At 65.2% G+C, this 24,914-nt stretch carries 21 protein-coding genes and 1 pseudogene; 12 read left to right on the plus strand and 10 right to left on the minus strand.

Annotated elements, in window-relative coordinates; all coding sequences use genetic code 11:
- Both HMPREF3165_RS01620 and HMPREF3165_RS01625 read left to right on the plus strand, forming a co-directional pair.
- A pseudogene (locus HMPREF3165_RS01620) lies at positions 1-766 on the plus strand (hypothetical protein); the annotation flags it as partial.
- Positions 767-871: 105 nt separating this feature from the next.
- Positions 872-3,184, plus strand: coding sequence for a TerD family protein (locus HMPREF3165_RS01625; protein ID WP_070510377.1), 2,313 nt, complete (start codon positions 872-874; stop codon positions 3,182-3,184).
- Positions 3,185-3,310: 126 nt separating this feature from the next.
- Here HMPREF3165_RS01625 and HMPREF3165_RS13140 read toward each other — a convergent pair whose 3' ends face one another.
- The 3 genes from HMPREF3165_RS13140 to HMPREF3165_RS01635 all read right to left on the minus strand — a co-directional run bounded on the left by HMPREF3165_RS13140 (position 3,311) and on the right by HMPREF3165_RS01635 (position 6,505).
- The gene (locus HMPREF3165_RS13140) at positions 3,311-4,519 is read right to left on the minus strand and encodes a hypothetical protein (protein ID WP_141744990.1); all 1,209 of its coding nucleotides are present in this window, start codon (positions 4,517-4,519) and stop codon (positions 3,311-3,313) included.
- A 240-nt stretch (positions 4,520-4,759) separates the two neighbouring features.
- A complete protein-coding gene (locus HMPREF3165_RS01630) occupies positions 4,760-5,539 on the minus strand; it encodes a VOC family protein (protein WP_070510379.1) in 780 nt (259 codons plus the stop codon).
- A gap of 138 nt (positions 5,540-5,677) precedes the next feature.
- Complete coding sequence (locus tag HMPREF3165_RS01635) at positions 5,678-6,505, minus strand: helix-turn-helix domain-containing protein (protein ID WP_070510381.1); 828 nt, start codon at positions 6,503-6,505, stop codon at positions 5,678-5,680.
- 209 nt (positions 6,506-6,714) lie between these two features.
- On the opposite strand from HMPREF3165_RS01635, the gene HMPREF3165_RS01640 reads away from it, so the two are divergent.
- The 3 genes from HMPREF3165_RS01640 to HMPREF3165_RS01650 all read left to right on the plus strand — a co-directional run bounded on the left by HMPREF3165_RS01640 (position 6,715) and on the right by HMPREF3165_RS01650 (position 7,973).
- Positions 6,715-6,912 carry a type II toxin-antitoxin system VapB family antitoxin gene (locus tag HMPREF3165_RS01640; RefSeq protein ID WP_003787711.1) on the plus strand — a complete coding sequence of 66 codons (198 nt, stop codon included), beginning with the start codon at positions 6,715-6,717 and terminating at the stop codon, positions 6,910-6,912.
- Positions 6,909-7,286, plus strand: a complete 378-nt coding sequence (locus HMPREF3165_RS01645) for a type II toxin-antitoxin system VapC family toxin (protein ID WP_003787713.1) — start codon at positions 6,909-6,911, stop codon at positions 7,284-7,286. The genes HMPREF3165_RS01640 and HMPREF3165_RS01645 overlap by 4 nt, the downstream gene beginning before the upstream one ends.
- A gap of 195 nt (positions 7,287-7,481) precedes the next feature.
- Positions 7,482-7,973 carry a hypothetical protein gene (locus tag HMPREF3165_RS01650; RefSeq protein WP_256274749.1) on the plus strand — a complete coding sequence of 164 codons (492 nt, stop codon included), beginning with the start codon at positions 7,482-7,484 and terminating at the stop codon, positions 7,971-7,973.
- On the opposite strand, the gene HMPREF3165_RS01655 is transcribed toward HMPREF3165_RS01650, so the two are convergent.
- Complete coding sequence (locus HMPREF3165_RS01655; protein ID WP_070510386.1) at positions 7,961-9,211, minus strand: hypothetical protein; 1,251 nt, start codon at positions 9,209-9,211, stop codon at positions 7,961-7,963. The two genes, HMPREF3165_RS01650 and HMPREF3165_RS01655, sit on opposite strands and share 13 nt — an antisense overlap.
- 355 nt (positions 9,212-9,566) lie before the next feature.
- The gene (locus tag HMPREF3165_RS01660) at positions 9,567-11,414 is read right to left on the minus strand and encodes a phosphoenolpyruvate carboxykinase (GTP) (protein WP_009747636.1); all 1,848 of its coding nucleotides are present in this window, start codon (positions 11,412-11,414) and stop codon (positions 9,567-9,569) included.
- Between the two features lie 243 nt (positions 11,415-11,657).
- On the opposite strand from HMPREF3165_RS01660, the gene HMPREF3165_RS01665 reads away from it, so the two are divergent.
- From HMPREF3165_RS01665 to HMPREF3165_RS12600, 6 genes are all read left to right on the plus strand, one after another.
- Positions 11,658-12,509: an LppM family (lipo)protein gene (locus tag HMPREF3165_RS01665; RefSeq protein WP_083303142.1), complete on the plus strand. Its 852-nt coding sequence runs from the start codon at positions 11,658-11,660 to the stop codon at positions 12,507-12,509.
- 48 nt (positions 12,510-12,557) lie between these two features.
- On the plus strand, positions 12,558-13,658 hold the full coding sequence (locus tag HMPREF3165_RS01670) for an LppM family (lipo)protein (protein ID WP_070510388.1): 1,101 nt from the start codon (positions 12,558-12,560) through the stop codon (positions 13,656-13,658).
- 53 nt (positions 13,659-13,711) lie between these two features.
- The gene (locus HMPREF3165_RS01675) at positions 13,712-14,689 is read left to right on the plus strand and encodes a hypothetical protein (protein ID WP_070510390.1); all 978 of its coding nucleotides are present in this window, start codon (positions 13,712-13,714) and stop codon (positions 14,687-14,689) included.
- Between the two features lie 69 nt (positions 14,690-14,758).
- On the plus strand, positions 14,759-15,646 hold the full coding sequence (locus HMPREF3165_RS01680; protein ID WP_070510392.1) for an LppM family (lipo)protein: 888 nt from the start codon (positions 14,759-14,761) through the stop codon (positions 15,644-15,646).
- A gap of 262 nt (positions 15,647-15,908) precedes the next feature.
- Entirely contained in the window at positions 15,909-16,643 is a 735-nt protein-coding gene (locus tag HMPREF3165_RS01685; protein WP_083303148.1) for an LppM family (lipo)protein, read from the plus strand.
- Between the two features lie 93 nt (positions 16,644-16,736).
- Positions 16,737-17,723, plus strand: a complete 987-nt coding sequence (locus HMPREF3165_RS12600; protein WP_083303143.1) for a hypothetical protein — start codon at positions 16,737-16,739, stop codon at positions 17,721-17,723.
- 270 nt (positions 17,724-17,993) lie between these two features.
- On the opposite strand, the gene HMPREF3165_RS01695 is transcribed toward HMPREF3165_RS12600, so the two are convergent.
- Positions 17,994-19,280: an adenylosuccinate synthase gene (locus HMPREF3165_RS01695; protein ID WP_070510398.1), complete on the minus strand. Its 1,287-nt coding sequence runs from the start codon at positions 19,278-19,280 to the stop codon at positions 17,994-17,996.
- A gap of 126 nt (positions 19,281-19,406) precedes the next feature.
- Here HMPREF3165_RS01695 and HMPREF3165_RS01700 point away from each other — a divergent pair, with 126 nt between their 5' ends.
- Positions 19,407-20,423, plus strand: coding sequence for an LppM family (lipo)protein (locus tag HMPREF3165_RS01700; protein WP_070510400.1), 1,017 nt, complete (start codon positions 19,407-19,409; stop codon positions 20,421-20,423).
- A gap of 96 nt (positions 20,424-20,519) precedes the next feature.
- Here the strand turns inward: HMPREF3165_RS01700 and HMPREF3165_RS01705 are convergent, their stop codons facing one another.
- The 4 genes from HMPREF3165_RS01705 to HMPREF3165_RS01720 all read right to left on the minus strand — a co-directional run bounded on the left by HMPREF3165_RS01705 (position 20,520) and on the right by HMPREF3165_RS01720 (position 24,562).
- Positions 20,520-21,176: a MusI family membrane protein gene (locus tag HMPREF3165_RS01705; protein ID WP_070510402.1), complete on the minus strand. Its 657-nt coding sequence runs from the start codon at positions 21,174-21,176 to the stop codon at positions 20,520-20,522.
- A 112-nt stretch (positions 21,177-21,288) separates the two neighbouring features.
- Positions 21,289-22,185, minus strand: a complete 897-nt coding sequence (locus tag HMPREF3165_RS01710; RefSeq protein ID WP_070510404.1) for a carbohydrate ABC transporter permease — start codon at positions 22,183-22,185, stop codon at positions 21,289-21,291.
- Entirely contained in the window at positions 22,182-23,027 is an 846-nt protein-coding gene (locus HMPREF3165_RS01715; RefSeq protein WP_070510405.1) for a carbohydrate ABC transporter permease, read from the minus strand. The genes HMPREF3165_RS01710 and HMPREF3165_RS01715 overlap by 4 nt, the downstream gene beginning before the upstream one ends.
- A 191-nt stretch (positions 23,028-23,218) precedes the next feature.
- The gene (locus tag HMPREF3165_RS01720; RefSeq protein ID WP_070510407.1) at positions 23,219-24,562 is read right to left on the minus strand and encodes an ABC transporter substrate-binding protein; all 1,344 of its coding nucleotides are present in this window, start codon (positions 24,560-24,562) and stop codon (positions 23,219-23,221) included.
- Between the last annotated feature and the right edge of the window lie 352 nt (positions 24,563-24,914).

Genomic DNA, 24,914 nt, shown 5'->3' on the forward strand with positions numbered 1-24,914 from the left:
ACCACCCGGGACCACCAACAAGGTAACGGGCCAGATCAGTATGCGCGACGTCGTCGCCGGCCTCGCCGGAGGGCGCCCTCTCATCGACATTCGCTTCGCCGGCTCCGAGGGCTTCGGCGACTACGGCGTCTTCGCCGCCAGCCCCAGCGGGGACGAGAATGAGATCGATAAGGACGCTATCGAGTTCCTTCTGGAGGACCGGGGAACGGACTCGCCCGGGCCCGCGATGACGATGGACGAGCTTCGCAGGCTGGCCGCCTCCACACCCACACCCACCGGTCCCGGCCGGCCACCGGTGAGCTGGCAAGTCATCCCGATACGGATCGGGCTGTCCATCCCCCAGATCCTCTCCGTCGTCGAGCAGGTCCTCAGCGGAGCAGCCGTCGAGAGCGTGCTCAAGAGGTTCGGCGGACGCCCCGATATCAGGTGGGACGAGCCCGTCCTGCGCGGAGACGGCTGGGCCGCAGAGCGATCGCGATTCTCCGGCACCTGGAGCATCGAGGTGGTCACTCACTCCGAACGGGAAGCGGAGGAGCGGCTGTGCTTCGACAAGCGCCACGTCGCCGACTATGCCTGGCGCATCGCCCAGGCACTGGAGCAGCGTTACGGCTTCCCCTACGGGATACGCACCACGAACGACGGGTTCTTCATGCGTCTGTTCCAGGTCGGGGACCAGGGCGTCATGGTGTCGAGCGGCTTCAGCTCGGTGGAGGTGGAGATCGACTCCCTGAAGACGCTCCTGGAGAACTCCTACGGACGTTTCTGAGGCAGCCCAGCCGCCTCTCTCCCCCACCGCCCGAGGAAGGACGACTAGGCTCACGTCGACTCCGGGGCGTCGGGGCCTCGGACAGCAAGGCATCAGGAGGCCCGGGTGGAAGTCGATCAGTCCTCTGTCAGGAGATCACTCGATGCAGGAGCCGGCTCCGCGGCCACCCCTACCTCTGACACTGAGGCGACCGCGGAGCTCAACGCGGTGACGATCCGCCGGCTCGGGGCCGTCTATATCCCGTCGGCCACCGGTGGGCCGGCGCCGTCGTGCTTCGCCTCACCGCAGGAGGCGCAGCCCACGCCGCAGCGGGGCGCCGACGCGGGTGTCGATACGGCCCTGACCACGCTGCGGGCCCTGGGCTACCGGCTCTCCACCCCGGCCCGGGAGGCCCTCACCCACCCAGAGCAGGCCTGGGCACTGGTCAATGCCGCCGCCCGCCTCAGTTCCGGTTCCCCATCCGCCGAGTACCGCCCCTTCTACCCCGACTTCCCCATCCAGGTGCGCAGCGCCTCCGAGGCCACACTGCTGGTCAACGCCGCTCTGCACTACCTGGGCGACGTCGTCGGGGTCCGCATCCTGCCGGACTACCGCCCCAGCCCCCGCGAGCCCCTGCCGGGAGGCGACGGCGCCCTCACCGAGCTGGGCCTGGCCACGACGCAGGACCTGGAGCGGATCGTGGCCGACCTCATCGCCCAGGCGACCCCCTTCAGCGCCCAGGACCGCGCAGACCTGACGGCCCTGCGCGACTTCGGCCCCGAGGCGGCGCCACGCGTGGCGGTCAAGGAGAACCTCGCCGTCCTCACCGTCACCTTCCCCGACCTGGACTTCTCCGCCTCCTACCGCACCGTCACCGACGTGCTGCGCCTGGCGGTCGCCATGGCAGGCGGCGATGTCTCCCTGGCCGAACCGTGCCGGTTCCCCTCCTTCTCCCGTGCGCAGCGGCGCCGGCTGCTGGGTCTGCTTGACGCCGTCGGGCAGGTCCAGGACGGCCGCGACAGCGCTGAGGAGATGGCTCGGCGCTGCGAGCGGTGGAAGCGGCTGGCCCGCCACCTGCGGCCCGGCGACTACGCGCGTCGCTTCCCGCGCGCCACCGCGCTCCTGCACCAGGTCGCCTCCGGGGACGCCGAAGCAGGTTTCACCTCCCGCCTGGAGGAGGCCCTGGTGCGCCGCGACGTCGAAAGTGCTCTTCGCCTGTTGTCCGCCCGCCCCGGGGTCTTCGCCCGCCGGCTCAACCAGCTACTGCGGCTGTGCGCCGATGATGTCGCCCGCGAGCGCGTGGTCGCCGAGTTCGCCCGGGTAGCGCCCGAGGTCTCCCTGCCGGTCCTGGTGCGCCTGTGGGAGTACTTCTCCTCCCCCGGACCGGACGCCCTGCCGTGGCGGGTCGTCGCCATCAAGGCGGCCACGGGCACCAAGACGACGCTCATCCCCTCCACCCGCCGCCCCGGCCCGGCCGACGCCGCGGTGGTTCGCGCCGTCGAGGAGGCCCTACGGCAGCGGAAGCGCCTGGGGCGGATCGCTGTCGACCAGGGGATGTACGAGGGCTACACGGCTCCGGTAGGACTGCGCTCGGCCTCACCGGGTATGCGCACGGCGGGGCGCGGCACGCGACTGCCCCTGCCCGAGGGCGAGACGATCCGCTTCTTCCTGCACTGGCGTGACCTGCCGGAGGCCCCACCCGAGGCCCCGGGGCCTGCCGGACCTGCTGCAGCCGAGGACAGGGATACCCGGGTGGACCTGGACCTGTCGGCCTTCTTCGTCTCCGAGGACTTCGCGCGCACCGAGCAGATCGCCTACTACAACCTTCGCTCCACGGCGGCCGTGCACTCGGGCGACCTCACCTCAGCGCCCGACGGGGCGGCCGAGTTCATTGACGTCACCCTGGCCGAGGCGCTGCGGCAGGGGTGGCGCTACGTCGTCATGACGGTCCACTCCTTCTCCCACCACCGGCTCAGTGAGGTGCCCGAGTGCTGGGCGGGGGCGATGGCCCGCGGCGCGGATCCGCAGAGCGGGGAGGTCTTCGAGGCCTCCACCGTCATGCAGCGCCTCGACCTGATCTCGCCCACGTTCAACGCGACCCCGTTCGTCATCGACCTCGCTGAGCGCCGCCTCATCTGGTGGGACCTGCCCGTGGGGGTGGGCGAGCACCAGGTAGCGAACCTGGATCTCAGCAGCAACCGGGTCCTGGCGCACCTGCTCGACCTGCTGGAGGGGCAGCGTATGCCGCTGGCGCACCTGCTGGGGCTCCTGGCCGACGTCGTCGTCGAGGACCCCGATGAGGCCCAGCTGGTCTTCGGTGAGGGCGGGATCCTGCCATGGCAGACCGAGCGGATCCTGGCGCTGCTGGGCCCCGCGGAGGTCACGGCGGAGAGGAACCCCGACGTGGGCGGGGGCGAGGCGGGCCGACAGGCGGAGTAACCTGGGCAGGTCCGGCCATGAGGGTGCTTCCTTCTGCTCTTTCACAGCATCTCCAGCGCCCTCGCTCTCCGGACGCATTCGGGCGGGACCACCAGTGGCCCCGCCCGACTATTTTACCTCCATCCATCAAACATATAAAAACCCCAGAAGCACACTATTTTTTACAATCTCACTAGTGTCTTCTCTATTTTTATCACCCAACACCTCAACAACAGAGCGCTCAACAGCCTCTCTCTCGTCACTGGAACACCTGTTTCCGCATCGGCGCTGCGACCTTAAATCCATGATCCAGTTCAAAGTTAGAGTACTTTTAAGAAGATTGAATCGAGCCCATACAGTGCGAGCACCCCATGCGACTACCGCAAACAAGGCACCCAAGAAGAGCGTAGCTACCACTACAAAACCAATACTTACGTTTCTTACTAGGGAAGGTTCTGTCACAATCGCGATGAATTCAAGCTCTAAGATGAAGCCTTGAAGCAGCATAAGAGGCCATGAAAGCCAAAAAAGAATGACAAGGAAGCCTTCACTACTCCATCGCCCCCACCCTGCCCCAATCGACAAAAGCGCCGATGCTACCATCATTTCAACCACACCAATCTGCAGCAACCACCCTGGAAAACCAAAACAAATGCGACCAAGGATAATAACCGGAATTAATGCAACAAACAGAACACCAAGAACGACGACCCCCTTCCATTGCCTGACATGCACCAACGGAGACATGCCGACCCTATCGACCTCTTTTTTGGCGAACTCCAGTTCTCCTGGCCACATTTCAGCCACGTACACCAATCGAATGAGCGACCTCCAGTAATCAGCGACCGCAGCAGCCCCCGTCGCAGGAACCATAATTAAAACAGCAGAGGAAACGGCATGAATCCCCCAGACAATCAGCAGGAGCAAGACTCCTCCCACATCCATCCTTTGGGATACGCAAGCAGCAACCCCAAACACAATAACGCTCGATATACCAAGCAACCCGAACATAGACGCGATATAACGGTTTTCTTTGGATGCAACCAGCCTCACTTCACTCAGCCAGCAGTCACCCAACTCCTTCGGAGTTCCACGCCACCGCTCAGGCTGAAACTGCGTCATAGCGACGACCAACGCTGACACTCCGAGCTGGGAACCAATCAGTATGGGAAGCAACTCAGACCTGGCACTCGCGATTTGCGAAACAATAGAGAGCACTCGCCTACCACCCGACCCCAGGGGTACCACCACCGCTAGGACGACAGCAACAACCAACGGAAGGACAACCAGAAACACCCATCCGCCAACTTTGGGAAGATCGCCGCGCCCTAAATCATCACCGAGTGGATCTCGCATACTAAATTATTACAGTCTACTCACACAAAAGTCAACAGCGCTCTATAGGAATCCGCCGGATACCACCAACACAACACAACACAACCTGCGACAAGCTGATTTTCGTCAGGAAACAGGAACTCAAACAGTACGGCTGAATCTTCCCATACCCATCGATGCGGTATCGCTAGATTCATTTTTAAAGTATCAGACACAGTCGGGCGGGACCACCAGTGGCCCCGCCCGGCTAGTGCGTGAGGATCAGAAGGTGGTGAGCAGGAAGCGCGCGCCGTGCGGGTCCGCCACCTCCACCATGCGCCCGAACGTGAAGTCGAAGGGCTCGACGATGACAGTTCCTCCCAGCTCGCGCACGCGCCGGGCTGCGGCGTCGGCGTCCTCAACCCCGAAGTAGATGCGCCAGCGCGAGGGGACCTCCTCACCGAAGTAGCCGGCCCGACCGACGCCGCTCACGGATCTGCCCCCGACGACGCTCGTGTAGAAGTCCTGCTCCTGGTCGGCGATGGTCAGCCGGCGGGTGGGCCACCCTGCGACCTCCCGGTAGAAGCGCTCGGCCGGCTCCAGGTCACTGGCCAGGACATCGAACCACACCGGCATCCCGGCCTGGTGGGGGTAGGGCCCCTCGCAGTCCTCGTCCTCCAGGAGCCCGACAACGTTGCCGTCGGGGTCTGCGGCGAGGGCGTAGGCCATGGTCTCCGTGACGTCGGTGGGCTCCACGACCACACTCCCACCGGCGCTCTCGGCGGCTCCGACGGCGGCGCGGACATCGTCGACCATAAAACTCACCTGCCAGCCGGGGTCCCCGGGCGCCGCGTCAGCAGGCTCGAAGGAGCCGATGAGCCGACCGTCGTGATGCACCTCAGTGGTGAGTGGCTCACCCGGTTCGGCACGGGTGATCTCCCAGCCGAGAAGGTCCCGGTAGAAGGCGGCCGAGGCATCGATATCCGGTGTGTACAGCTCGATCCAGCATGGAAAGCCGGCAAGGCGCTCGGTGGGCAAGGCGTTGGCGGTGGCAGCGGTCATCGGTGGCTCCTTTGCGTATCCAGCTGCATGTCGAGGGACATCTTGACGTTCCATGACGGTAGACCGACCGGCACACAGCGGACGACTCCGATCCTGCTCTCTTGAGCGGCGCCCTTTTCAGGCCATCTCAGACGACCGTCAGACCACCATCGCCGCCAGCGCCACGAGAACCGCCGGATCCCATGGGAACGCGGCGCGCACCGGCAAGGTGACGGGGGCGGGGACGGGCTCCTCGGGGACACGCAGGCGCGCGACAAGGGGGTTAGTGGGGGCGAGTTGCTCGTGGACGTCGGCGCCGTCGGGAAAGATGGTGGCGAGGATCCAGGGAGAGCCTGAGACCATGGGCAGCTCCACCTCGTCGATGTGTCGGCGCAGTGAGCCGCTCGTCGGCAGCCCACTGGGGACAGGACGGGGAAAGGTGCCGACCCACTGATAGGGGGCAGGCCCGAGCGTGCGGCGCATCCCCTCGGGAATATCAAGGCGGATGCAGATCCTTCCCGCCGCCGGTACCAGAAGGCTCACGGCCGGTTGGGTCCGCTCGGCCACTCGATCGGCAATGCCACGCAGAGAACCGGGTGGGGTTCCGACGTCGCGCAGGAAGCGGCGGCTGAAGGTGCCCACCGAGGTGTAGCCGACCTCGTGGCAGGTCTCGGCCACGCCCAGTCGGTGGGTGATGAGGAGGTGCTTGGCCTCGTGCAGTCGCCACGCGGCCAGGGAGTCCATGGGCGAGGTGCCGACGACGGACGTGAAGACCCGGGTGAGGTGGGAGGGACTGTAGGCGAGGTGCGCGGAGAGGTCCCCAACGGTGACACGTTCACGGAAACGGGTGCGCAGGTACCGGGTGGCACGTAACGCCAGGTCAGCGGCGGTCTCGCCAAGCGACTGCCCCGTCTGTGCGCCGTCGACGGCCGGAACCGAGCGGGCCGATCCCGGCGAGATGGGCCCGTCAGGTGGGTGCTGGCACATGACAACACGTTACACAGCGGTGACCTCCAGAACGAGGGCCCATCTCTTCCTATTCATCTCCAACCCACTGTCCGGCATCGTCACCGGCCCGAAGTGGCTGCCCGCTCCGTCGAGCGAGATCGGTCAGCTCATGACCGATCACTGGCCATCACATGGCAGATGCACTAGCATCTACATCATCTGATGACATTTCTGGTGCAGGAGGTACCGTGCGAACCACCGTGACACTCAGTGATGACCTCATTGCCAACGCTCAGGAGCTCACAGGCATCACTGAGCGCACCGAGCTGCTGCGGGCCGGCCTGGAGACCCTGGTCAGAGTGGAGAGCGCACGCCGCCTTGCGGCTCTCGGCGGCTCTGATCGGACGGCGAGCGCCGCTCCACGACGTCGGAGCGCCAGCCAGTGATCCTTGTCGACACCTCGGTATGGATCGATCACTTCCACCACTCGGACCCAGTACTCGTCAGCCTGCTGCACGAGGACGAGATTGGATCCCATCCACTCGTGGCGGAGGAGCTGGCGATGGGATCACTCAGGTCCAGAGATGACGTCCTCAAGCACTTAACGCACCTCCGCCAGTTCCCAGTCCTCTCACATGACGAGCTACTGACTCTGGTCGCAGCTCATGCACTGTGGGGCCGGGGACTCAGCCCAGTCGATGCACACCTGCTCGGCTCCGTCATACTGGTCCCCGGCGCCCGCCTGTGGACACGTGACAAGCGATTGCTCCGCGCTGCCGAAGAGCGCGGAGTCTCCTTCACCGAAGGAACCGCCTGCTGAGGCCCTGAAATGGGCCGGATCACCGTATAGCTGACTTGCTACGCTACAACGGCAGTCGAAGCACACTCAGGAGATGGACCGATGTCAGCTCCCCAGAATCAGCCCCCATACCAGCCGCCGTACCAGCCCTCGTATCAGGCCGTGCCTCCCTATGGGCAGCAGCGCCCCCGCCAGACGCACGTCGGAAAGCTGGTCGTGGCGATCATCCTGTTCGTCATCGGCCCATTGATGGGACTGGCCATCTGGGGCATCGGGTCGGTCATCGCCGTCGCCAGCATCGCCACCAGTGGTGACGTCGTCACCAACGGGCAGCAGGTCAGCCTAAGCAGCAATGACGAGCGTGCTCTGTACGTATCGAGAACCGCCGCTGCCAACAACTGCACCGTTGTGGACCCTGACGGCAAGGAGGTCCGCACCTCCCCCGGCGGTGGGATGAACATCTCCAACAACGACGGCGATTTCAGCTCGGTTCTCACGTTCAAAGCCGACAAGTCGGGAGACTACCGGGTTTCATGTGAGGGCTTGGATGACACCGACGCGATCCTCGTAGGCCCCACCGTCACGTTCGGCAAGTTCGCGGTGCCCCTCGTCGCCGGCCTGGCCGCTGGGGCGGTCTGCTGGATCTTTGCCACCATCCTGCTGATCTGGCGCCACCGGGCCCTGGCCGCACAGAGTCAAGCGCGCTGACCCTGGCGAGGAACCGCTAAGCCGATCCCGCGTTCGAGGGTCTCCCGCTCCTCCTGCATGCCTGCATCCGCGAGGGGAACATAACGGCCGGTCTCCCGGGTCGCGCCATGGGCGACCCCCCAGAGCCAGATCGCCTCACACCTGGCGACCAGCTGCTCCTGCCGGCGCTGAAAGCTCCCCCACGTGACACCGGCGCCATCCATGGCCAGGTGCTTCCCGTTGCCATAGACGACGAAGATCCGGTCCCCCGCAACGAACAGTCCGGAGCGGGACTCCGGCCAGACGCACGAGCGTCTTCCCACGCGAATCCCCTGCTCGTCCACAACGACCCGCTGGAAGCACTCGTAGATCTTGTAGAGCGGATACGCCATGGTCACCGGTCCGAGCAGAAGACAGAACACCGCGAAAGCGATATCCGAACCGCTGAGCGGCTTCGTCTCGAAGAACAACTGCTGACCACCGATCACCAGGAACAGCACCCCCATGCCGATGAGGAAAAGCCCGCCGTTGCACAGGTGCTCCTTGATTCTGCGCCAGAGCGGGGTGCAGAACACCAGACGACTGCGTTGCAGCATCTTCTCCGCGCCATGCCGGCCCCGGGCCGCCACAAGATGAGGGTCCTCGCTGACAGCGGCCTCCTCCGAAACACCCCACCCCCGCGCGTAGATGTAGTACTGCAAGTCCCCCACAGCCGCAGCGGCGCGGTCCTCAGAGCTCCCCCACGTCATCCCGATGACGCACCCGGGAAGCCGAATGGCATCATCGCCGTCGCCGTTCTCGATGGCGATCCGAGTCCGCTCAATGAATCCGCCGTACGACGACGGCCCGTCAGTCAGGTTGAGCGTCGACAGCGTGAACCTCGAGCCCACCGACGCCCAAGGACGACGCTCGGTGAACAGCAGGCGGCGCATGGCGATGCCGTCCTGGCTCAGCACCGTCCGACGCCGCAGGGTATTGATCGCCCAGACCACCGGAATGCCGAACATGATCGCCCAGATCATGGCGTCCTTGACTTCATACTCGGTGATGTAGGGGCTCATCAGCGGCAGCGCGTTATAGACCACGCCGGGCACCCCCACCGCGAGCGCCAGCAGCGCACAGCAGCGGATCATCACCGAGCGTCGCAGGAGCAGGCGCCCATCAGCGGTCTCCGTCGCCCACCACCGCATCGACTTCCCGAGCGTCTCATCGAACAGGTCCCCCCGACCGCCACCGAGGTCGTTGTCCTGCCATTTCATGCTCCGCACCTTCCACGCCGCTGCAGGTCGCCGGCACGATGGGAGAGCAATCCACGCCCCCACCATCGGCCCTTCGTCACTGTAGTAGCGGCCGCGGCGCCGATTCGCGTTCTCCGATGGGCACCGTTCACCATCCCTCCGCGACATGCCCCGCGTGGACGCACCACACGGTTCGAGGCCTGTGCCCGGCGCTCAGCTCTCGAACCTGAGGGTGCGTCCTCGCCGCCGACACGGCGCGCAGCAGCCACCGAGCCGGCGGCGAGGGCGGCAACAGCAGCAACGAGCGGGGGCTCCGACCGGCGAACCGGTCGGAGCCCCCGTCTCAGTCCTCCTCAGGGAAGGACCTCAGCTGAGATCAGGCCTTCTTGGCCTCATCGATGCGCGCACGGAACTTGGCGAGCTGCTCCTTGATGGCCTCGGGCAGCTTGTCACCGAACTGCTTGTAGTACTCCTCGGTGTCGTCCATCTCGGCGGCCCAGGCCTCGGGGTCGATGTCGTACATCTTGGCCCACTCCTCCTCGCCCAGGTCGAGGCCCTCGAGGTTGAAGTCCTCGAACTTGGGGTAGCGGCCGGTGACGCCGTCGACGGCCTCAACCTCACCGGAGGCACGGCGCACGATCCAGTCGAGCACGCGGGAGTTGTCGCCGTAGCCGGGCCAGATGAACTTGCCGTTCTCGTCCTTGCGGAACCAGTTGACCTGGTAGACCTTGGGGAACTTGTCGCCCAGCTTCTCCTGCATCTCCAGCCAGTGCGACCAGTAGTCGGCCATGTGGTAGCCGCAGAAGGGCAGCATGGCCATGGGGTCGTGACGCAGGGAGCCGACCTTGGCGTCCAGGGCGGCGGCGGTGACCTCAGAGGCCACGGCGGAGCCGATGAACACGCCGTGGGCGTTCTCGTACTGCTCGGCGACCAGCGGCACGTTGGTGGCGCGGCGACCGCCGAAGAGGATGGCGTCGATGGCCACGCCCTCGGGGGCCTCCCAGTCGGGGCAGATGATCGGGCACTGCGAGGCCGGGGTGGTGAAGCGGCTGTTGGGGTGAGCGGCCTTCTTGCCCTCGGCGGCGTCGGCCGGGGTGAAGTCGTTGCCCTGCCAGTCGATGAGGTGCTCCGGCATCGGGGCGTCGATGCCCTCCCACCACACGTCACCGTCGTCGGTCAGGGCGACGTTGGTGAAGATGGTGTTGGCCTTCATGGTGTCCATGGCCATGGGGTTGGTGTCGTAGGAGGTGCCGGGGGCGACGCCGAAGAAGCCGGCCTCGGGGTTGATGGCGCGCAGGCGGCCGTCGGGGCCGGGGCGCATCCAGGCGATGTCGTCACCGACGGTCTCGACCTTGTAGCCCGGGATGGTGGGCTGGAGCATGGCGAGGTTGGTCTTGCCGCAGGCGCTCGGGAAGGCGGCGGTGACGTGGTACTGCTTGCCGCTCTTCTCGTCGGTCAGACGCAGGATGAGCATGTGCTCGGCCATCCAGCCGTCACGGCGGGCCATGGTCGAGGCGATGCGCAGTGCGTAGCACTTCTTGCCCAGCAGGGCGTTGCCGCCGTAGCCGGAGCCGAAGGACCAGATCTCGTTGGTCTCCGGGAAGTGGGTGATGTACTTCTCGTCGTTGCAGGGCCAGGTGGTGTCCTTCTCGTGCTCGGCCAGCGGGGCGCCGACGGAGTGGACGGCCGGGACCCAGGGGCGGCCCTCGGCGATGAGGTCCATGGCGGCCGCACCCATGCGGGTCATGATCCGCATGTTGACCACCACGTAGGGGGAGTCGGTCAGCTCGATGCCGAGCTGGGAGATGGGGCCGCCCAGCGGACCCATGGAGAAGGGGATCACGTAGAGGGTCCGGCCGCGCATGGCGCCGTCGAACTTCTCGTGGAGGATCTTCTTCATCTCGGCCGGGTCGTACCAGTTGTTGGTCGGGCCGGCGTCCTCCTCCTTCTCGGAGCAGATGAAGGTCCTGGACTCCACACGGGCGACGTCGCTGGGCAGGGAGCGCGCGAGGAAGGAGTTGGGGCGCTTGTCGGGGTTGAGGCGCGTGAACACGCCGGACTCCACCATCTCGGTGGTGAGGCGGTCCCACTCCTCCTGTGAACCGTCCGCGAAGTAGACGTTCTCGGGCTTGGCCAGCTCGGCGATGCGCGTGACGAATTCGATGACATCCTCAGGGGCGTTGGCCGGCGCGGCGGCGCGGACGTCCTTCTCAGACACAGTCATGCGAGTCCCTTCCTTGGGTATGTTGATCCGGTGAGCGCGCCGTTGCCGACTCGCTCGGTCGAGAGCAATCCTCCCCCACCGGGCGCCCCAGGTCACATCGCCGAAGGTCCCAACTGGGCCTCTCTGCCAGGCCGGACCGGCATGTGATCGGCCACATTCGGGAGGATGGCGGCTTTTGCCGCCTTTGAAACGGCGTCGTTCCGCCCTCAGTGAAGGTCCAGTGCGAGCGTGTAGCGTGCCCGCATGTCCGTCGCGCCGTCCTCCGCGTCCAGTCCCACGAGCCTCGTCTCGCGTCCCCTGCCCCGCCCGCCGGCACTCCGGGCGCTTCGACCGGCCGTCGTGGCAACCGCCGCCTGCCTGGCGCTGTCAGCCTGCACCGCCCACATGGACATGACCATCCGCTCCCAGGGCAGCTACGACGTCGCCCTGGAGATGCGCGATACCAGCGGAACCGTCTTCCCGAAGGGAAAGGCCCCCGACTGCTCGACCTACTCCGACCCCACCGCCCTGGGCGTGCCCGAGGGCACCACGGTCAAGGCCACCCCGATCACCGGCGACGACGGAATCGGCTGCCAGGTCAGCATCAGCGGGGTCAAGGTCCCCCAGGCCTCACAGGCCGAGCCGAACACGATCGTCGTGCGCGACGGCGAGGTCTACAAGGTGACGATCCAGCCCTTCCCCTCCGACCCCTCCCAGGACGCCAACGGGGCCGCAGGCGCGCAGGGCAGCGCATCTCAGGCCCCCGCCGCGCCGTCGAGCGACTCGGGCGACTCGGGCGGAGCCCAGCCGAGCAGCACGTCCTTCAAGGGCCTGGTCGACACCAAGGTCTCCGTCACCTTTCCCGGCGCGGTGACGCAGTCAGGCGGGGGGAAGGTCTCGGGCACCACGGTCACCTGGGACGACCCGGACACGGTGGCCAAGGGCGTGAGCGCCTCGGGCTACGCCCAGGACTCGCGGGGGGTGTCATGGTGGACTCGTTCCCGCATCTGGCTGACCGCGGGGCTGGCCCTGCTCGGCGGCGTCCTGACAGTGGCCGTCCTACGACGGCGCAGCAGCGGACGCGCACCCCGCCAGGCGGCGCCGGGGCGACACTGAGCATTCCGACTATTCCACGTTGTCACAGCACCGAATTAGACTCGACACATGAATCATGACTCCCGCACTGTCAGGCGACGAGTGGCCGTGGCGGTACTGACCGGCCTCGCACTGCTGCTGGCCGGATGCGGGGCTCACTACGACTTCGTCATCCATGACAACGAGACCGCCGACCTGTCCTACGTCATGTGGGACTCGTCGGGACTGTCGCTCATCAGCAGGGAGAGCTGCACCCAGGCGAAGCTCGAGAAGTCCACCCCCCTGCCCAAGGGAGTCAAGGCGAACTACACCTTCACGTCCCACAACGGCCAGCCGGCGTGCCAGGTCACAGCCAAGTCGGTTCCCCTCAACAACCTGCAGACCGACATCTGGACGATCAAGCACCAGGGCGGGAAGTACGTCTTCGACCTGTCCCCCGAGGCGCTGAGCAAGCTCGGCAAGGACGACTCCCTCCCCACCTCCCCGGGCACCTCGGGAGGAATGAAGATCTCAGTATCCGTGACCTTTCCCGAAGAGGTGACGAAGTCCAACGGGAGGAATGACGACAACAAGGTCACCTGGGACAACGTGATGGAGAGCTCTGAGGCTCTCCACGCCGAGGGCGGGGACGGCACGTTCCATCTGCAGTGGTGGATGATCGCGACGGCCGGCGCCGTCGTCCTCCTCATCGTTGTCGGCGTCGTGGTGTATCTCCTCAAGACTCGTCGGGCCAAGCAGTTGGCTCCGGCACCGCCCTACGGTCAGCCCTACGGCCAGGTCTATGGTCAAGCCTTTCAGGGGGCCGAGGCGACCAGCACCATGCCTCCGGAGGTCTATACCGGCGGCCCGTACCAGTCGCCCCCGAGCCCCCTGCAGCCGATGCCGGGATCGACCCACCCCTATCCCGTCACCAACCTTCGCGACGGCTACGCCCCCTACGCCGACCCGGGCCAGGACACCAGCGTTCTCCCTCCACCTCAGTCCCCTGGAGGCGCCGGCGTCTTCAGCACCTATGGCGCCCAGCAGGGGGGAACCCAGTCGCCCGGACCGGGATACACGCAGATGCCCTACCAGGAAGGGCACAGTCAGGCCGACTTCCGGCCGCCGCAGGAGCTCACCGGCGGCGGAGGTCAGAACGGGCAGTACTATCCGCCGTATCAGGGTGAGTAGTACTGCCGTTCGAACAGCCGCCGGGGAACCGAGGCAACGACTAGGGTGGCGCAATGAGCTGTGCCGTTGTTATCAGGAGAGTCCACGCCGTACTGGCTGCGTTGGCCGTTCTCGCTTTCATCGCCGCTATGGCCGTGGCCTCCCCTCCTGCTCACGCGGTGCCGCTCCTTGGAGAGGACAATAAGCTCATCATCACCATCGACATGAAAGTCACCGTCAAGAGCGATGACACCTTTGAGGCGTCCTTCGTCATCACCGATCAGACGAACTACAGCCTGATTCCTCCCATCACTAAAAACAGCTGCACGCTGGACTACTTCCTCGTGGAACCGAACATCTTTTCCCACGCTGAGACGACATTCGTTGACGGGAAGGACAAACGAGTCTGCACCATCGCGACGAAGGGGAAGATTTCTGAGACCAACGGGATGATCAGGCACGAGAACGACGAGTACGCCATCGACACCAGCAGCATGGACAGACGCAAGACGCCGTCCCCGGAGCTGCAGCTGTTCTATGCCGCCACGTTCCCCGGAGAGGTGACCCAGAGCCAAGGCGGAAAGGTCGAGGGGGAGGAGAAGAACACCGTCTCCTTCACGGACTTCAAGGGCCGGATCGTCAAGGGCAAGGACCGTCCCGCCTCGGAAACGACGACCAGCAAGGTGTTGCCGTGGATCATCGAAGGCGTCGGCTCGCTCGTGGTCATCGGGCTCATCGCGATGGCGGTCGTTGTGCGACGTCGTCAGCGAAGCGGGCAGGGCGCTCCGGGTGCCGCCATGCAGGCCGTCCCCGTCCCGGGTCCTGAACCGCAGTCATCCCACCTCGGTCAGCCGGTTCCTCAGCAGTACCCCGGGCAACCAGTTGCACCTCAACCGAACCAACAGCACCCGGGACAGCCGTCACCGCTCTACTCCCCCTCCAGCACCGCCAACGGCTCCTACCCGCCCTCCCCCACGCAGGCGCCCCAGCAGCACAGCACCTGGCCGCCCCAACAGCACGGCACCTGGCCGCCGCCGCAGCAGTTCCAGTAACAGCCCCCGGGGAACGATACCCATGACGATCCGGTTACAACCGGGCACCTGAACCGCTACTGTGTGGGCATGACACCTGCCATCGCCCACCGCATCCCTAGGCCCCTGTCCATCTTGACGGCCCTTGCGGTGCTCACTCTGTCCGCACCCCTCGCACTGATCGGCGCCCCGGGACACGCCGCCCCCATGGACGACGACTCCTCAAACCCCGGCCTGAAGATCACCTCAGACATCGTCATCAAGTCCGACGACACCTACTCCGTGAAAGCGGTGATGACCGACAACAGCGGTTTCGGCATCTTCAACGAAGACAACTGCAAAGTCGAGGACTTCTCCCAGACGAAGTTCGGCAAGAACAGCAAGAACGCCAAGGCCACGTTCAAGGAAGATGGCGACTCGACCATCTGCACGATTGAAGGCTCCGCCCCCATCAAGGACAGCGACGGCACAATTAAGCATCAGGGCAGCGAGTACGTCGTCAAGATCGGCACCGACGAGGCGATCGGCGACACGGGCCAGCTCGACGTCACCCAGTCGATCACCTTCCCTGGAAAGGTCACAGAGGGCGACGGCGGCAAGGTCGACGGCAACAAGGTCACCTTCACTGATATCAAGTCCCACACCGTGAAGGGCGGAGACGGCTCCATCCCGATGTGGGTCTGGATCATCGTCGGCGTCGGCGTCCTGGCACTAATCGGCGGCCTGGTCGCCTTCCTCGTCATCCGCAGTAAGAAGAACAAGCCCCAGGCGCCCTACGGGACTCCCGTCCAGGGTTATGACCCAAACCAGGCGTTCCCGGCTCAGCCCGGCCAGCAGGCGGGCTACGGCGCCCCCCAGGCACAGCCCGGCTACGGCACCCCCCAAGCTCAGCCCGGCCAGCAGGCGGGCTATGGCGCCCCCCAGGCTCAGCCCGGCCAGCAGACCGGCTACGGCGCTCCCGGCCAAGGCACCTACTGACCCATTACCCCTCCCGGTGTTGTGGCCCTCAGATCTGACGATCCCGGGGCCACAACACCTTTCTTCGCGTCATCACTCCTCATGCGGAGAGCCCATCAACACCGAACCATCTAGGGTGAGAACTATGGCCGTGACCGCCACCAGACACCGCTCCTTGGGAACGCTCGTCTTTCTGGCGTTTCTCTCGACTCTGACACTCCTGATCCCTCCAAGTCACGCCGTCACCTCCGCGGCGAGCGACGATTCGAACCCCTCAATTTCCGTGCGGATCGTCATCAACCAGGACGACACCTACAACATGACCGTTGTCGGGCAAGTCAAGAGCAAGTCCTCATCCGCCAAGCGGGACTTCAAGGAGAGTTGCAACTCTTCTGACTCCGGAGGGCCGTTCAAAGACCTGAAGGCCTCCTACTCCGAGCGCAATGGCTTCCCCACCTGCACACTCACGGGCAAGTCGATCGACATCTCCGAGGTCGATGGGTTCATCGAGCACAAGGACGATGAGTACACCCTCGACAGCAAGAAGGGGAACCTTCCCTCCTCTTCTTCCGGATTCCTCGATGAGTACACGCTCTCCGTCACGTTCCCGGGCCAGGTCACGGATGCCGACGGCGGCAAGGTCAGTGGGAACACGGTGACCTTCAACGAGCCGGGAAGGTACCGCGTCAGCGGCAAGGACACTCCCGCCTTTCCCTGGGTATGGGTGATCGTGGGGGTTGTGGTGGTCGGAGCGATCGGCGGCGGCCTCTTCTGGTTCCTCAGGCGCAAGAAGAAGGCGCAGCAGCAGGCCTACGCGGTCAGCGCCCCGGGATACGTACCGCAGCAGCAGCCCTACGCTCCTGGCCAGATGCAGGCTCCCGGCGCCATGCCTCCGTCCCCCTCCGGCTTCGTCGCCCAAGGTGACAACCAGCCCGGACCGGACGGCACGATGCCTCCGGGGGCCGTACCGCCTCCCCCTGGCTACCCGTCAGCACCCCCGCCCTCCAGCTGGGGCTGAGCTCCGACGGCGGTGCGGAGCTCGTCGCACCGAGTGGCGACGCCCTCTGCACCGCCTTGCAGTCACCCGACCCGCACCATTCGAAGGCTGTACATGCGTTATCTCGCCCTGAGACACAACCCCGCGACGAGTCTCGTCGGGATGCTCTGTCTGGCCGCCTCGCTCTTCCTGGCGGTGGCGGCAAGCCCCACCAGCGCCGCGCTACCTGCACAGCTCACGAGCCAGGAGAAAATCAACTTCGAGCTCGCCATCAAGTCCGATGAAGAGCTGACGACCACCATCACGATCACGTCACCGGCCTCCAGAGAAAAGAGCCTGAAGGAGGACTGCGTCCAAGAGACGTTCTCACAGGCCGCCACCCCACCCGACATTACGTTCACCAACGACAACGGGACTCCGACCTGCAAGGCCACGTACACCACCCCCGTATCCAGGAACAACTACGTGACTCATGACGGAGACGAGTACGTCGTCGACACCCATGATGACTCCGCACCCAAGGACGGCAGCGCCGACACCTTCTCCCTCACAGTCGTCTTCCCCGGTAAGGTGACGGAATCCGGAGGGGGCAAGGTCGAGGGAGATCAACAGAACAAGGTCTCCTTCAGCAGCTTCTACAATCAGAAGGCCCGCGGCAAGGACACCGCCCAGGCGGCGTCTCAGCCCAGCTCGACACCCTCGCCCAGTTCGACGCCCGCATCCAGCTCGGCATCCTCATCCAGTTCGACGGCCACCCCCGGTTCTACGTCCTCGTCGCAGTCATCGGGCGGGAGGGGAGCTATCGTCGTGACACTCATTGTGATTGCTGTGGTCGAAGGAGTTGTCGCTATCGTCAGCAACACGCTCAAGAAGAGCCGGGAGAAGAAGTACCTGGATGCGCTGGGGCAGCAGTCGCTTCAGGCAAGCACTCTTATGCCCACTTCCCATCCGGCCGCCTTCCCCTCTCCAGCGCAGGCAGGCCCACCTCCCGCTCAGCCCGGCTACTCAGCTGCCCCTCAGCAGTATCAGCCGCCGCAGTCTCAGGGACCGGCCCCCGCTCCGCAGTTTCCACCGAACCACAACGGGTACAGCGGCTACTGAGGCTCAGACTCGGGTGGGCGTCAATCCGGCTCGCATGATGACTCCCCGACAGCAGGTCCGGATCGATGCAGCCCACGACGAGGACATCGGAGAAGGATCGGCCCTGGAAAGGGCCATCGCTCCCGGGCTGCCCCAGCACGCATCACAATGGTCATCATGCTGGCAGCACTGCGGTCGGCCCACGGTGGACACGCTCCCGGAAGCTCTCTATTCCGCTTCCTGAGCGCGGCGCCGTCGAGCAGCCGCTATCGCTGACGCCGCGCCCTCACGTCACCCGATGAGCGAGTGACGGGAGATCGTGGCCTCGCGACCCGGCCCGACGCCGATGGCGGAGATACGGCAGCGGGCCAGCTCCTCAATGCGCAACACGTAGTCCTGGGCCGCCTGAGGCAGGTCGGCGAAGCGGCGGACCTCGCTGATGTCCTCACTCCAGCCGGGCAGCTCCTCGTAGACGGGGACGGCGTGGTGGAAGCCGGACTGGGTCAGCGGCATCTCCTGGGTGACGGTGCCGTCGATGTCATAGGCGACGCACACCGGAATGGTCTTGTGCCCGGTGAGGACGTCGAGCTTAGTCATCACCAGATCGGTCAGCCCGTTGACGCGTGCCGCGTAGCGGGTGACGACGGCGTCGTGCCAGCCGCAGCGCCGCGGCCTGCCGGTGGTGACCCCGTACTCACCGCCCTCGGTGCGAAGGCGCTCCCCCATGTCGTCAAGCAGCTCAGTGGGGAAGGGCCCCTCCCCCACGCGGGTCGTGTAGGCCTTGACGACACCGACGACCGAGTCGATCCGGGTGGGCCCCACGCCGGTACCCGTGCAGGCGCCGCCGGCAGTGGGGTTGGAGGAGGTGACGAAGGGGTAGGTGCCGTGGTCGATGTCGAGCATCGTGGCCTGGCCGGCCTCGAACAGGACGGTCTTGCCCTGATCGAGGGCGTGGTTGAGCACCAGGGAGCAGTCGACGACCATGGGCCGGACCCGATCCGCGTACGACAGCAGCTCGTCGGCGACGGCGTCGGCATCGATGGCGGCCCTGTTGAAGACCTTGAGGAAGAGGCTGTTCTTCTGGTCCAGAGCGGAGTGCACCTTCTGACGCAGGATCGACTCGTCGAAGAGGTCCTGGACGCGGATGCCCACGCGGTTCATCTTGTCCGCATACGTCGGTCCGATCCCACGGCCGGTGGTGCCCAGCTGACGCGCGCCCAGGAAGCGCTCGGTGGTGCGGTCCAGAACCCGGTTGTAGGAGGGGATGATGTGGGCGTTGGCGCTGATGAGGAGGCTGGAGGCGTCCTTGCCACGGGAGGTGATCTCAGCGATCTCGTTGAAGAGGACCTCCAGGTCGACGACGACGCCGTTACCGATGATGGGGGTGACCCCGGGGGTGAGCACACCGGCCGGCAGGAGGTGGAAGGCGAACTTCTCACCGTCGATGACGACGGTGTGTCCGGCGTTGTTGCCGCCGTTGAACTTCACGACGTAGTCGACGTCCTGACCGAGCTGGTCAGTCGCCTTGCCCTTTCCCTCGTCTCCCCACTGGGTCCCGACGACGACAACGGCTGGCATGGCTGCTCCCTGACTTCAGTGACGGCGTGCCGGTGGACACACCGTCCTCTAGCCTACCGGAGCCGGGTGGAGAGGTCCCCACCGGCGTCCCCCACCAACAGAAACAGGAGACGATACGGTGGGGACATGCCTCATGTCACCGCCCACCGCAGCTCCACACGGCGCCCTGCGCTGGCGGGCCTCGTCGCCATGACCGTATTCGCCGTCCTGGCCCTGATCGGTACTCCGGCGTCCTCCCTCCCCGCAGCTGATGACGACACGAACTTCCGCATTTCCAGCGACATCGTCATCAAGGAGGACAACACGTTCTCCGTGAAGCTCACGATGTCGGAGAGCGGCTCCATCCCGGCGCTCAGCAAGAGCATGTGCAACAAGGACTCATCCACCGTCAAGGACTCGCCCTACGATGACTTCAAGGTGAAGTTCGTGGAGAAGGACGGCACCCGCACATGCACGATGGAGGGGACCGACTCCATCTCCACGTCCTCGAAGAACATCAAGCACGAGGGCGACGAGTACATCGTTCAGACGCTGAATTTCGACAGCATCAGCGACGAGGACGTCACCGAGATCTCTCAGTCAGTCACCTTCCCGGGTAAGGTCACCGAGGCCGACGGCGGCACGGTCGAGGGCACCAAGGTCTCCTTCAAGGACAACGACAAGCATGAGGTCAAGGGGAAGGACAAGCCCGCCAAGAGCGCAGCGGCAGGCAGCTCGCAGGGCGCAGCGGCAGAGGAGGACAGCGGTTCCATTCCCGTGTGGGTCTGGATCCTGATCGGTTCGCTTGCCGTGGCCATCGTGGGTGGCGTTGTGGGCGTGCTCGTCATGAACCAGAGGAAGAAGAAGCAGTCCCAGCTCGTTGCCTACGCGGCTGCCGCTCAGGTCTACGACCCCAACCAGGCACCCTTCGGCCAGCCGATGCCACAGCCCTTCCAGCCCGGCTATGCCGAGCCCGCCACCCAGCCCTTCCAGCCCGGCTACACCGAGCCCTACCAGCCGGGCCAGCCGACGCCGCAGCCCTACCAGCCCGGCTACACCGAGCCCTACCAGCAGGGACAGCCAACGTCACAGCCCTACCAGCAGGCTCAGCCCTACCAGCCGCCTTACACCAACCAGCCGGGCCAGCCCGGCCCGCGGTTCTGACGAGCTCCCCCAGACGCATGGCCCCGGAATCGAATGATTCCGGGGCCATGACGCTGCGTGATGACGCCGCACTCACCGAAAGCGCGCTCGCATCATTCAGGACTCCGACGTCGAAGCACCGCGGAGCGCCACCATGGTGGAGCGCTGCAGCAGGGCGATGAGATAGGCCTGGAAAGCCGGCCCGATCAGAACCATGAACCAGGCGACCGCGGCCCGCGAGGCCGCCAGCCCCCAGAAGACGATCGTGGGCGCCGCCACAATCACCAGAGCGAGCACGGTGACTCCAAGACGCCCCACCGCGAGACGAAGCGCATTGGACAAGTGCCGGGAGACCGGTGCGTCGAAGAAGGCGGCCAGCGGCAGCAGCCAGACGAGGATCGCGGCCAGGAGCACTCCCCCGGCCAGCACCAGCCCGGACAGTGAACCGCTTACTCCGCCGTTGTTCTCCCCCAGGGAGGAGTCGGACAGGAGCAGGTACTCCCAGGCACTCAGGGCCACCAGGACGAGTACCGGCAGCCACCAGGCCAGGGACTGGCGCAGGTTGAGACGGAAGGAGCGCCACCAGGTGCTCATGACCGCCGGATCGTCGTCGGCCACCATCTCACCGGCCACCCGGGCGCAGGCCGTCAGGGAGGCGCCCGCCGTCACCACCGGCAGGCAGCCCGCCAGGGTGAGGACGTTGAGGATGACGACATCCGCCGCTGCGGACCAGGCCCGGTAGGCCGGGCTGTCAGGGCCGGGGAACAGCGCCACAGGGGCTCCTTCGTGGGGACTCGGGCAGTAACAGGTGGACATGATACGGGCGGTTCTCCAGGCCGGAAGTGGGGCCTTGAGAACCGCCCGTATCAGAGCAGCTATGAGGGGATCAGCCCTTGACCGCCCCCGCGGCCACACCCTCGATGATGTGCTTCTGACCGAAGAGGTAGAAGGCGACGATCGGGACGATGGCGAAGACGAGCATGGCCATCTGGGCACCCATGTCCCGGTTGCCGTTGGAGCCGACGAGGGACTGGATGACGATCGGAACCGTCTTGTAGCGCTCGTCCTGGCCGATGACGAGGTTGGGCAGGAGGAAGTCGTTCCACACCCACATGGCGTTGAGGATCGCCACCGTGACCGCCGTCGGCTTGAGCAGCGGCATGACCACCTTGAAGTAGGTCTGCAGGGGCGAGCAGCCGTCCATGTAGGCGGCCTCCTCGATCTCCATGGGGATCGACTTGATGAAGCCGGCGAACAGGAACACCGACAGCCCCCCACCGAAACCGAGGTAGAGGACGATCATGCCCCAGGGAGTGGCCAGGCCGAGCTGGTCGGCCACCTTGACGGTGGGGAACATGACCATCTGGAAGGGAGCGATCATGGAGAAGGCGAAGGCGTAGTAGATCATGGAGGTCCACCACGTCTTGATGCGGGTGATGTAGTAGGCGGTCATCGCCGTGAGGGACACGATGACGACGACGGAGCCCACGGTGATGAACAGCGACCAGCCCATGGCGCTGGCGAAGCCCGACAGGGCCAGGCCGGTGGCGTAGTTGTCCAGGCCGGCGAAGGTCTTCGCCGTCGGCAGGGCGAAGGGGCTGTCGGAGATGTAGAACTTGCCCTTGAAGGAGTTGATGACGATGAAGGCCAGCGGGATGACCCACACGAAGGCCAGGACGGCCAGCAGCCCCACGAGTGTCTTCTGCCCCGTCGTCTGCGGAGCGACCTTCTGACCGGCAGGGGCGGCTGAAGCGGGGGACTGAGTCTTGACGGCGGTGCTCACGCGTCGACCTCCTTGGAACGAGTGGCGCTCAGCTGGATGAGCGCGATGGCGGCGACGATGAGGAAGAAGATGACGGCCTCGGCCTGGGCGACACCCTCCTGGCCGATCTTCTTGTACATCGTGTTGACGATGCTGAGCGCGGCCATCTGAGTCTGCTTAGCGGGCGCACCGTTGGTCAGGGCGAGGTTCTGGTCGTACATCTTGAAGGTGTTGGCCAGAGTGAGGAACAGGCAGATGGTGATCGAGGGCATAATCATCGGCAGCGTCACGTTGCGCAGCGTCTGCCACCTGCTGGCGCCGTCGATCTGCGAGGCCTCGATGAGCTCGGGCGGCACATTCTGCAGACCGGCGATGTAGATGACCATCATGTAGCCCATGAGCTGCCAGTTGACGAGCATGACCAGTCCGGCCAGCCCCAGTCGCCAGTCGTTGACGATCGTCTGGCCCCAGCGCTGCAGGAGCGCATTGAGCATCACCTGCCAGGTGTAGCCCAGGACGATGCCGCCGATGAGGTTGGGCATGAAGAAGACGGCACGGAAGAAGTTGGTGCCGCGCAGCTTGCGGGTCAGGAAGTAGGCCAGGGCGAAGGCCCCCAGGTTCACCGTGATGATCGAGATGATCGAGACAACGGCAGTGAAAACGAGCGCCTGCGGGAAGTCGCTGCGCTCCCCCAGGGCCCTGGCGTAGTTGTCAGTGCCCACGAACCGCGCATTGGTGAGGGTGCTGAACTTGGTGAAGGAGAGATAGAGCCCCATGAAGAAGGGGACGATGAACGCGATCATGAAGGCCAACAGGGTTGGCCCTGCAAATACTGGGAAGAACTTTTTCAGTGCCTTGGTCATAACTACCTCGAGGTGCGACCGGCAACCGCCTGCGTGGGCGGGTACCAGAGAGCTCCCACCGGGGCGGCAGCGTGCGAGACGAACGGCTCGAACGTGCCGCCCCGACAGGAGAGGGGATGGGGAGATGAGTCGCCGTCGCAATGCCCGCTGGAGCAGCACCCTCGGCGGTGGGCTCGAGCGACTCTGAGATGTCAGCCCTCCTTGGACGCCTTCTTCTCCGAGGCCCAGGTGGTCACGAAGAAGTCCTTGACCTTCGCCCAGTCCTCGCTGCCGGAGGCGTACTGCGCCAGGTGCTGGCCGAGCTGGTCCTTGAAGTCCTGGCTCGGGAAGGTCGGGAAGACCCACTTGACGGGCGTGAGGTCCTTGTTGTTGATGGCCGCGGAGACCTCCTTGCCCAGCGGGTCGGAGGGGGCCAGCTCGGCGTATGCCTTGTAGGGCGCGATGATGCTGAGCTTCTCGGCGGCCATCTTGGAACCCTCGGCATCGGTGAACAGCCAGGTGAGGAAGTCCTTGGTGGCCTTCTGGTCGCCCTCGGCGGCCTGGGAGTTGATCGTCAGGTAGTTCTCGGTGCCGATGGCGATGTTGGACTTGTCCTCTCCGGAGACGCCGACGTAGATCGGCATGAAGTGGACGTCCTCGGCCTTGACCGTGTTGCCGGAGACCTCGGAGATCTGCGACCAGCCCCAGTTGCCGTTCTGGACCATGGCGGCCTTGCCCAGGGCGAAGTCGGCCATGGAGTCGGTGACCGTCTTGGCGCTGGCCTCGGTGGGCTTGATGGTGGAGTTGTTAAGGTAGAGGTCGAAGATCTTCTTGTAGTTGTCCGAGTAGGTCAGCTTGACCTCGTCGAGGTCGTCGACCTTGGCGTCGCGGTACTCGTAGTAGACGGGGTAGTTGGCCAGGTGGGTCTGCCAGCGCCAGTCCTCACCGGGGGACAGCGAGGTCGCGGCGAAGACGCCCTCGATACCGAGGTCGGCCTTCTTGGCCTGCATGTCCTCGACGACCTCCTTGAGCTTGTCAAAGCCCTTGATCTGGTCGACGGAGGTGGCCTTGGCACCCTCCATGCCGAAGTACTTCTTGAGGATGGCGGCGTTGTAGATGATGCCGTAGCCCTCGATGGCCAGCGGGACGCCCACGATCTTGCCCTCGTCGCCCTTGAGGGCCATGGACTCATCCGTCAGCTGCTTGGTGAAGTCGGCGTCGGACAGGTCGGAGGCGTAGTCCTTCCAGTTGCCGTAGCCCACAGGGCCGTTGAGGTTGAACAGCGTGGGCGGGTTGGACTTGGCGACCTCGGACTTCAGGGTCTGCTCGTAGGTGCCGGAAGCGGCGGTGACGACCTTGACGTTCACACCGGTCTTCTTGGTGTAGGCGGCCGCGATGTCCTTGAAGGCCTGCTCCGACTCGGGCTTGAAGTTGAGGAAGTAGACGCCTCCGGCGCCGTCCGAGCCGGACGAGCCCTTCGAGCAGGCCGCCAGGGTCGCGGCGACAGCGATCGCAGCAGTTCCACCGAGCATGGAGCGGCGGGAGATGAGTCGCATTGGGGTCCTCCTTTGGACGCATGGGACAGGCGCGGACAGAGGCGTCCGCAAGGCGCGACTGCCGTGTCGCCGGCGGCGGAGCCGTCGGTTCAACGGCGACGACCTATCATGGCACATTTCCGCCCGCATTGCTGCAAGGTTTGCAATCAGTGGCCTGGGTCTCAGTTTGGGATCCTTCGTGCGGCACCCTGTTTTCCTTGTCAGACCGCTCATTCCACTCCTTGCTCCGATAGGCGCTTCCTTCACCGACACCTTCTGCAACTATGCAACGATCGGTCAGTTCGTCGTCGAGAACCTTCCCACCGACCCCTGCGCAAGCAGGACGTGGCCCCGGCACCGCATGGGTGCCGGG

The sequence above is a fragment of the Actinomyces sp. HMSC08A09 genome (genome assembly GCF_001807465.1).
Classification (GTDB): domain Bacteria; phylum Actinomycetota; class Actinomycetes; order Actinomycetales; family Actinomycetaceae; genus Actinomyces; species Actinomyces oris.

Coding starts and splice junctions, on each gene's coding strand:
- HMPREF3165_RS13140 (WP_141744990.1), bottom strand. CDS start 4,519: ATGCGAGATCCACTCGGTGATGATTTAGGGCGCGGCGATCTTCCCAAA.
- HMPREF3165_RS01630 (WP_070510379.1), bottom strand. CDS start 5,539: ATGACCGCTGCCACCGCCAACGCCTTGCCCACCGAGCGCCTTGCCGGC.
- HMPREF3165_RS01635 (WP_070510381.1), bottom strand. CDS start 6,505: ATGTGCCAGCACCCACCTGACGGGCCCATCTCGCCGGGATCGGCCCGC.
- HMPREF3165_RS01655 (WP_070510386.1), bottom strand. CDS start 9,211: ATGAAATGGCAGGACAACGACCTCGGTGGCGGTCGGGGGGACCTGTTC.
- HMPREF3165_RS01660 (WP_009747636.1), bottom strand. CDS start 11,414: ATGACTGTGTCTGAGAAGGACGTCCGCGCCGCCGCGCCGGCCAACGCC.
- HMPREF3165_RS01665 (WP_083303142.1), top strand. CDS start 11,658: ATGTCCGTCGCGCCGTCCTCCGCGTCCAGTCCCACGAGCCTCGTCTCG.
- HMPREF3165_RS01670 (WP_070510388.1), top strand. CDS start 12,558: ATGAATCATGACTCCCGCACTGTCAGGCGACGAGTGGCCGTGGCGGTA.
- HMPREF3165_RS01675 (WP_070510390.1), top strand. CDS start 13,712: ATGAGCTGTGCCGTTGTTATCAGGAGAGTCCACGCCGTACTGGCTGCG.
- HMPREF3165_RS01680 (WP_070510392.1), top strand. CDS start 14,759: ATGACACCTGCCATCGCCCACCGCATCCCTAGGCCCCTGTCCATCTTG.
- HMPREF3165_RS12600 (WP_083303143.1), top strand. CDS start 16,737: ATGCGTTATCTCGCCCTGAGACACAACCCCGCGACGAGTCTCGTCGGG.
- HMPREF3165_RS01695 (WP_070510398.1), bottom strand. CDS start 19,280: ATGCCAGCCGTTGTCGTCGTCGGGACCCAGTGGGGAGACGAGGGAAAG.
- HMPREF3165_RS01700 (WP_070510400.1), top strand. CDS start 19,407: ATGCCTCATGTCACCGCCCACCGCAGCTCCACACGGCGCCCTGCGCTG.
- HMPREF3165_RS01715 (WP_070510405.1), bottom strand. CDS start 23,027: ATGACCAAGGCACTGAAAAAGTTCTTCCCAGTATTTGCAGGGCCAACC.
- HMPREF3165_RS01720 (WP_070510407.1), bottom strand. CDS start 24,562: ATGCGACTCATCTCCCGCCGCTCCATGCTCGGTGGAACTGCTGCGATC.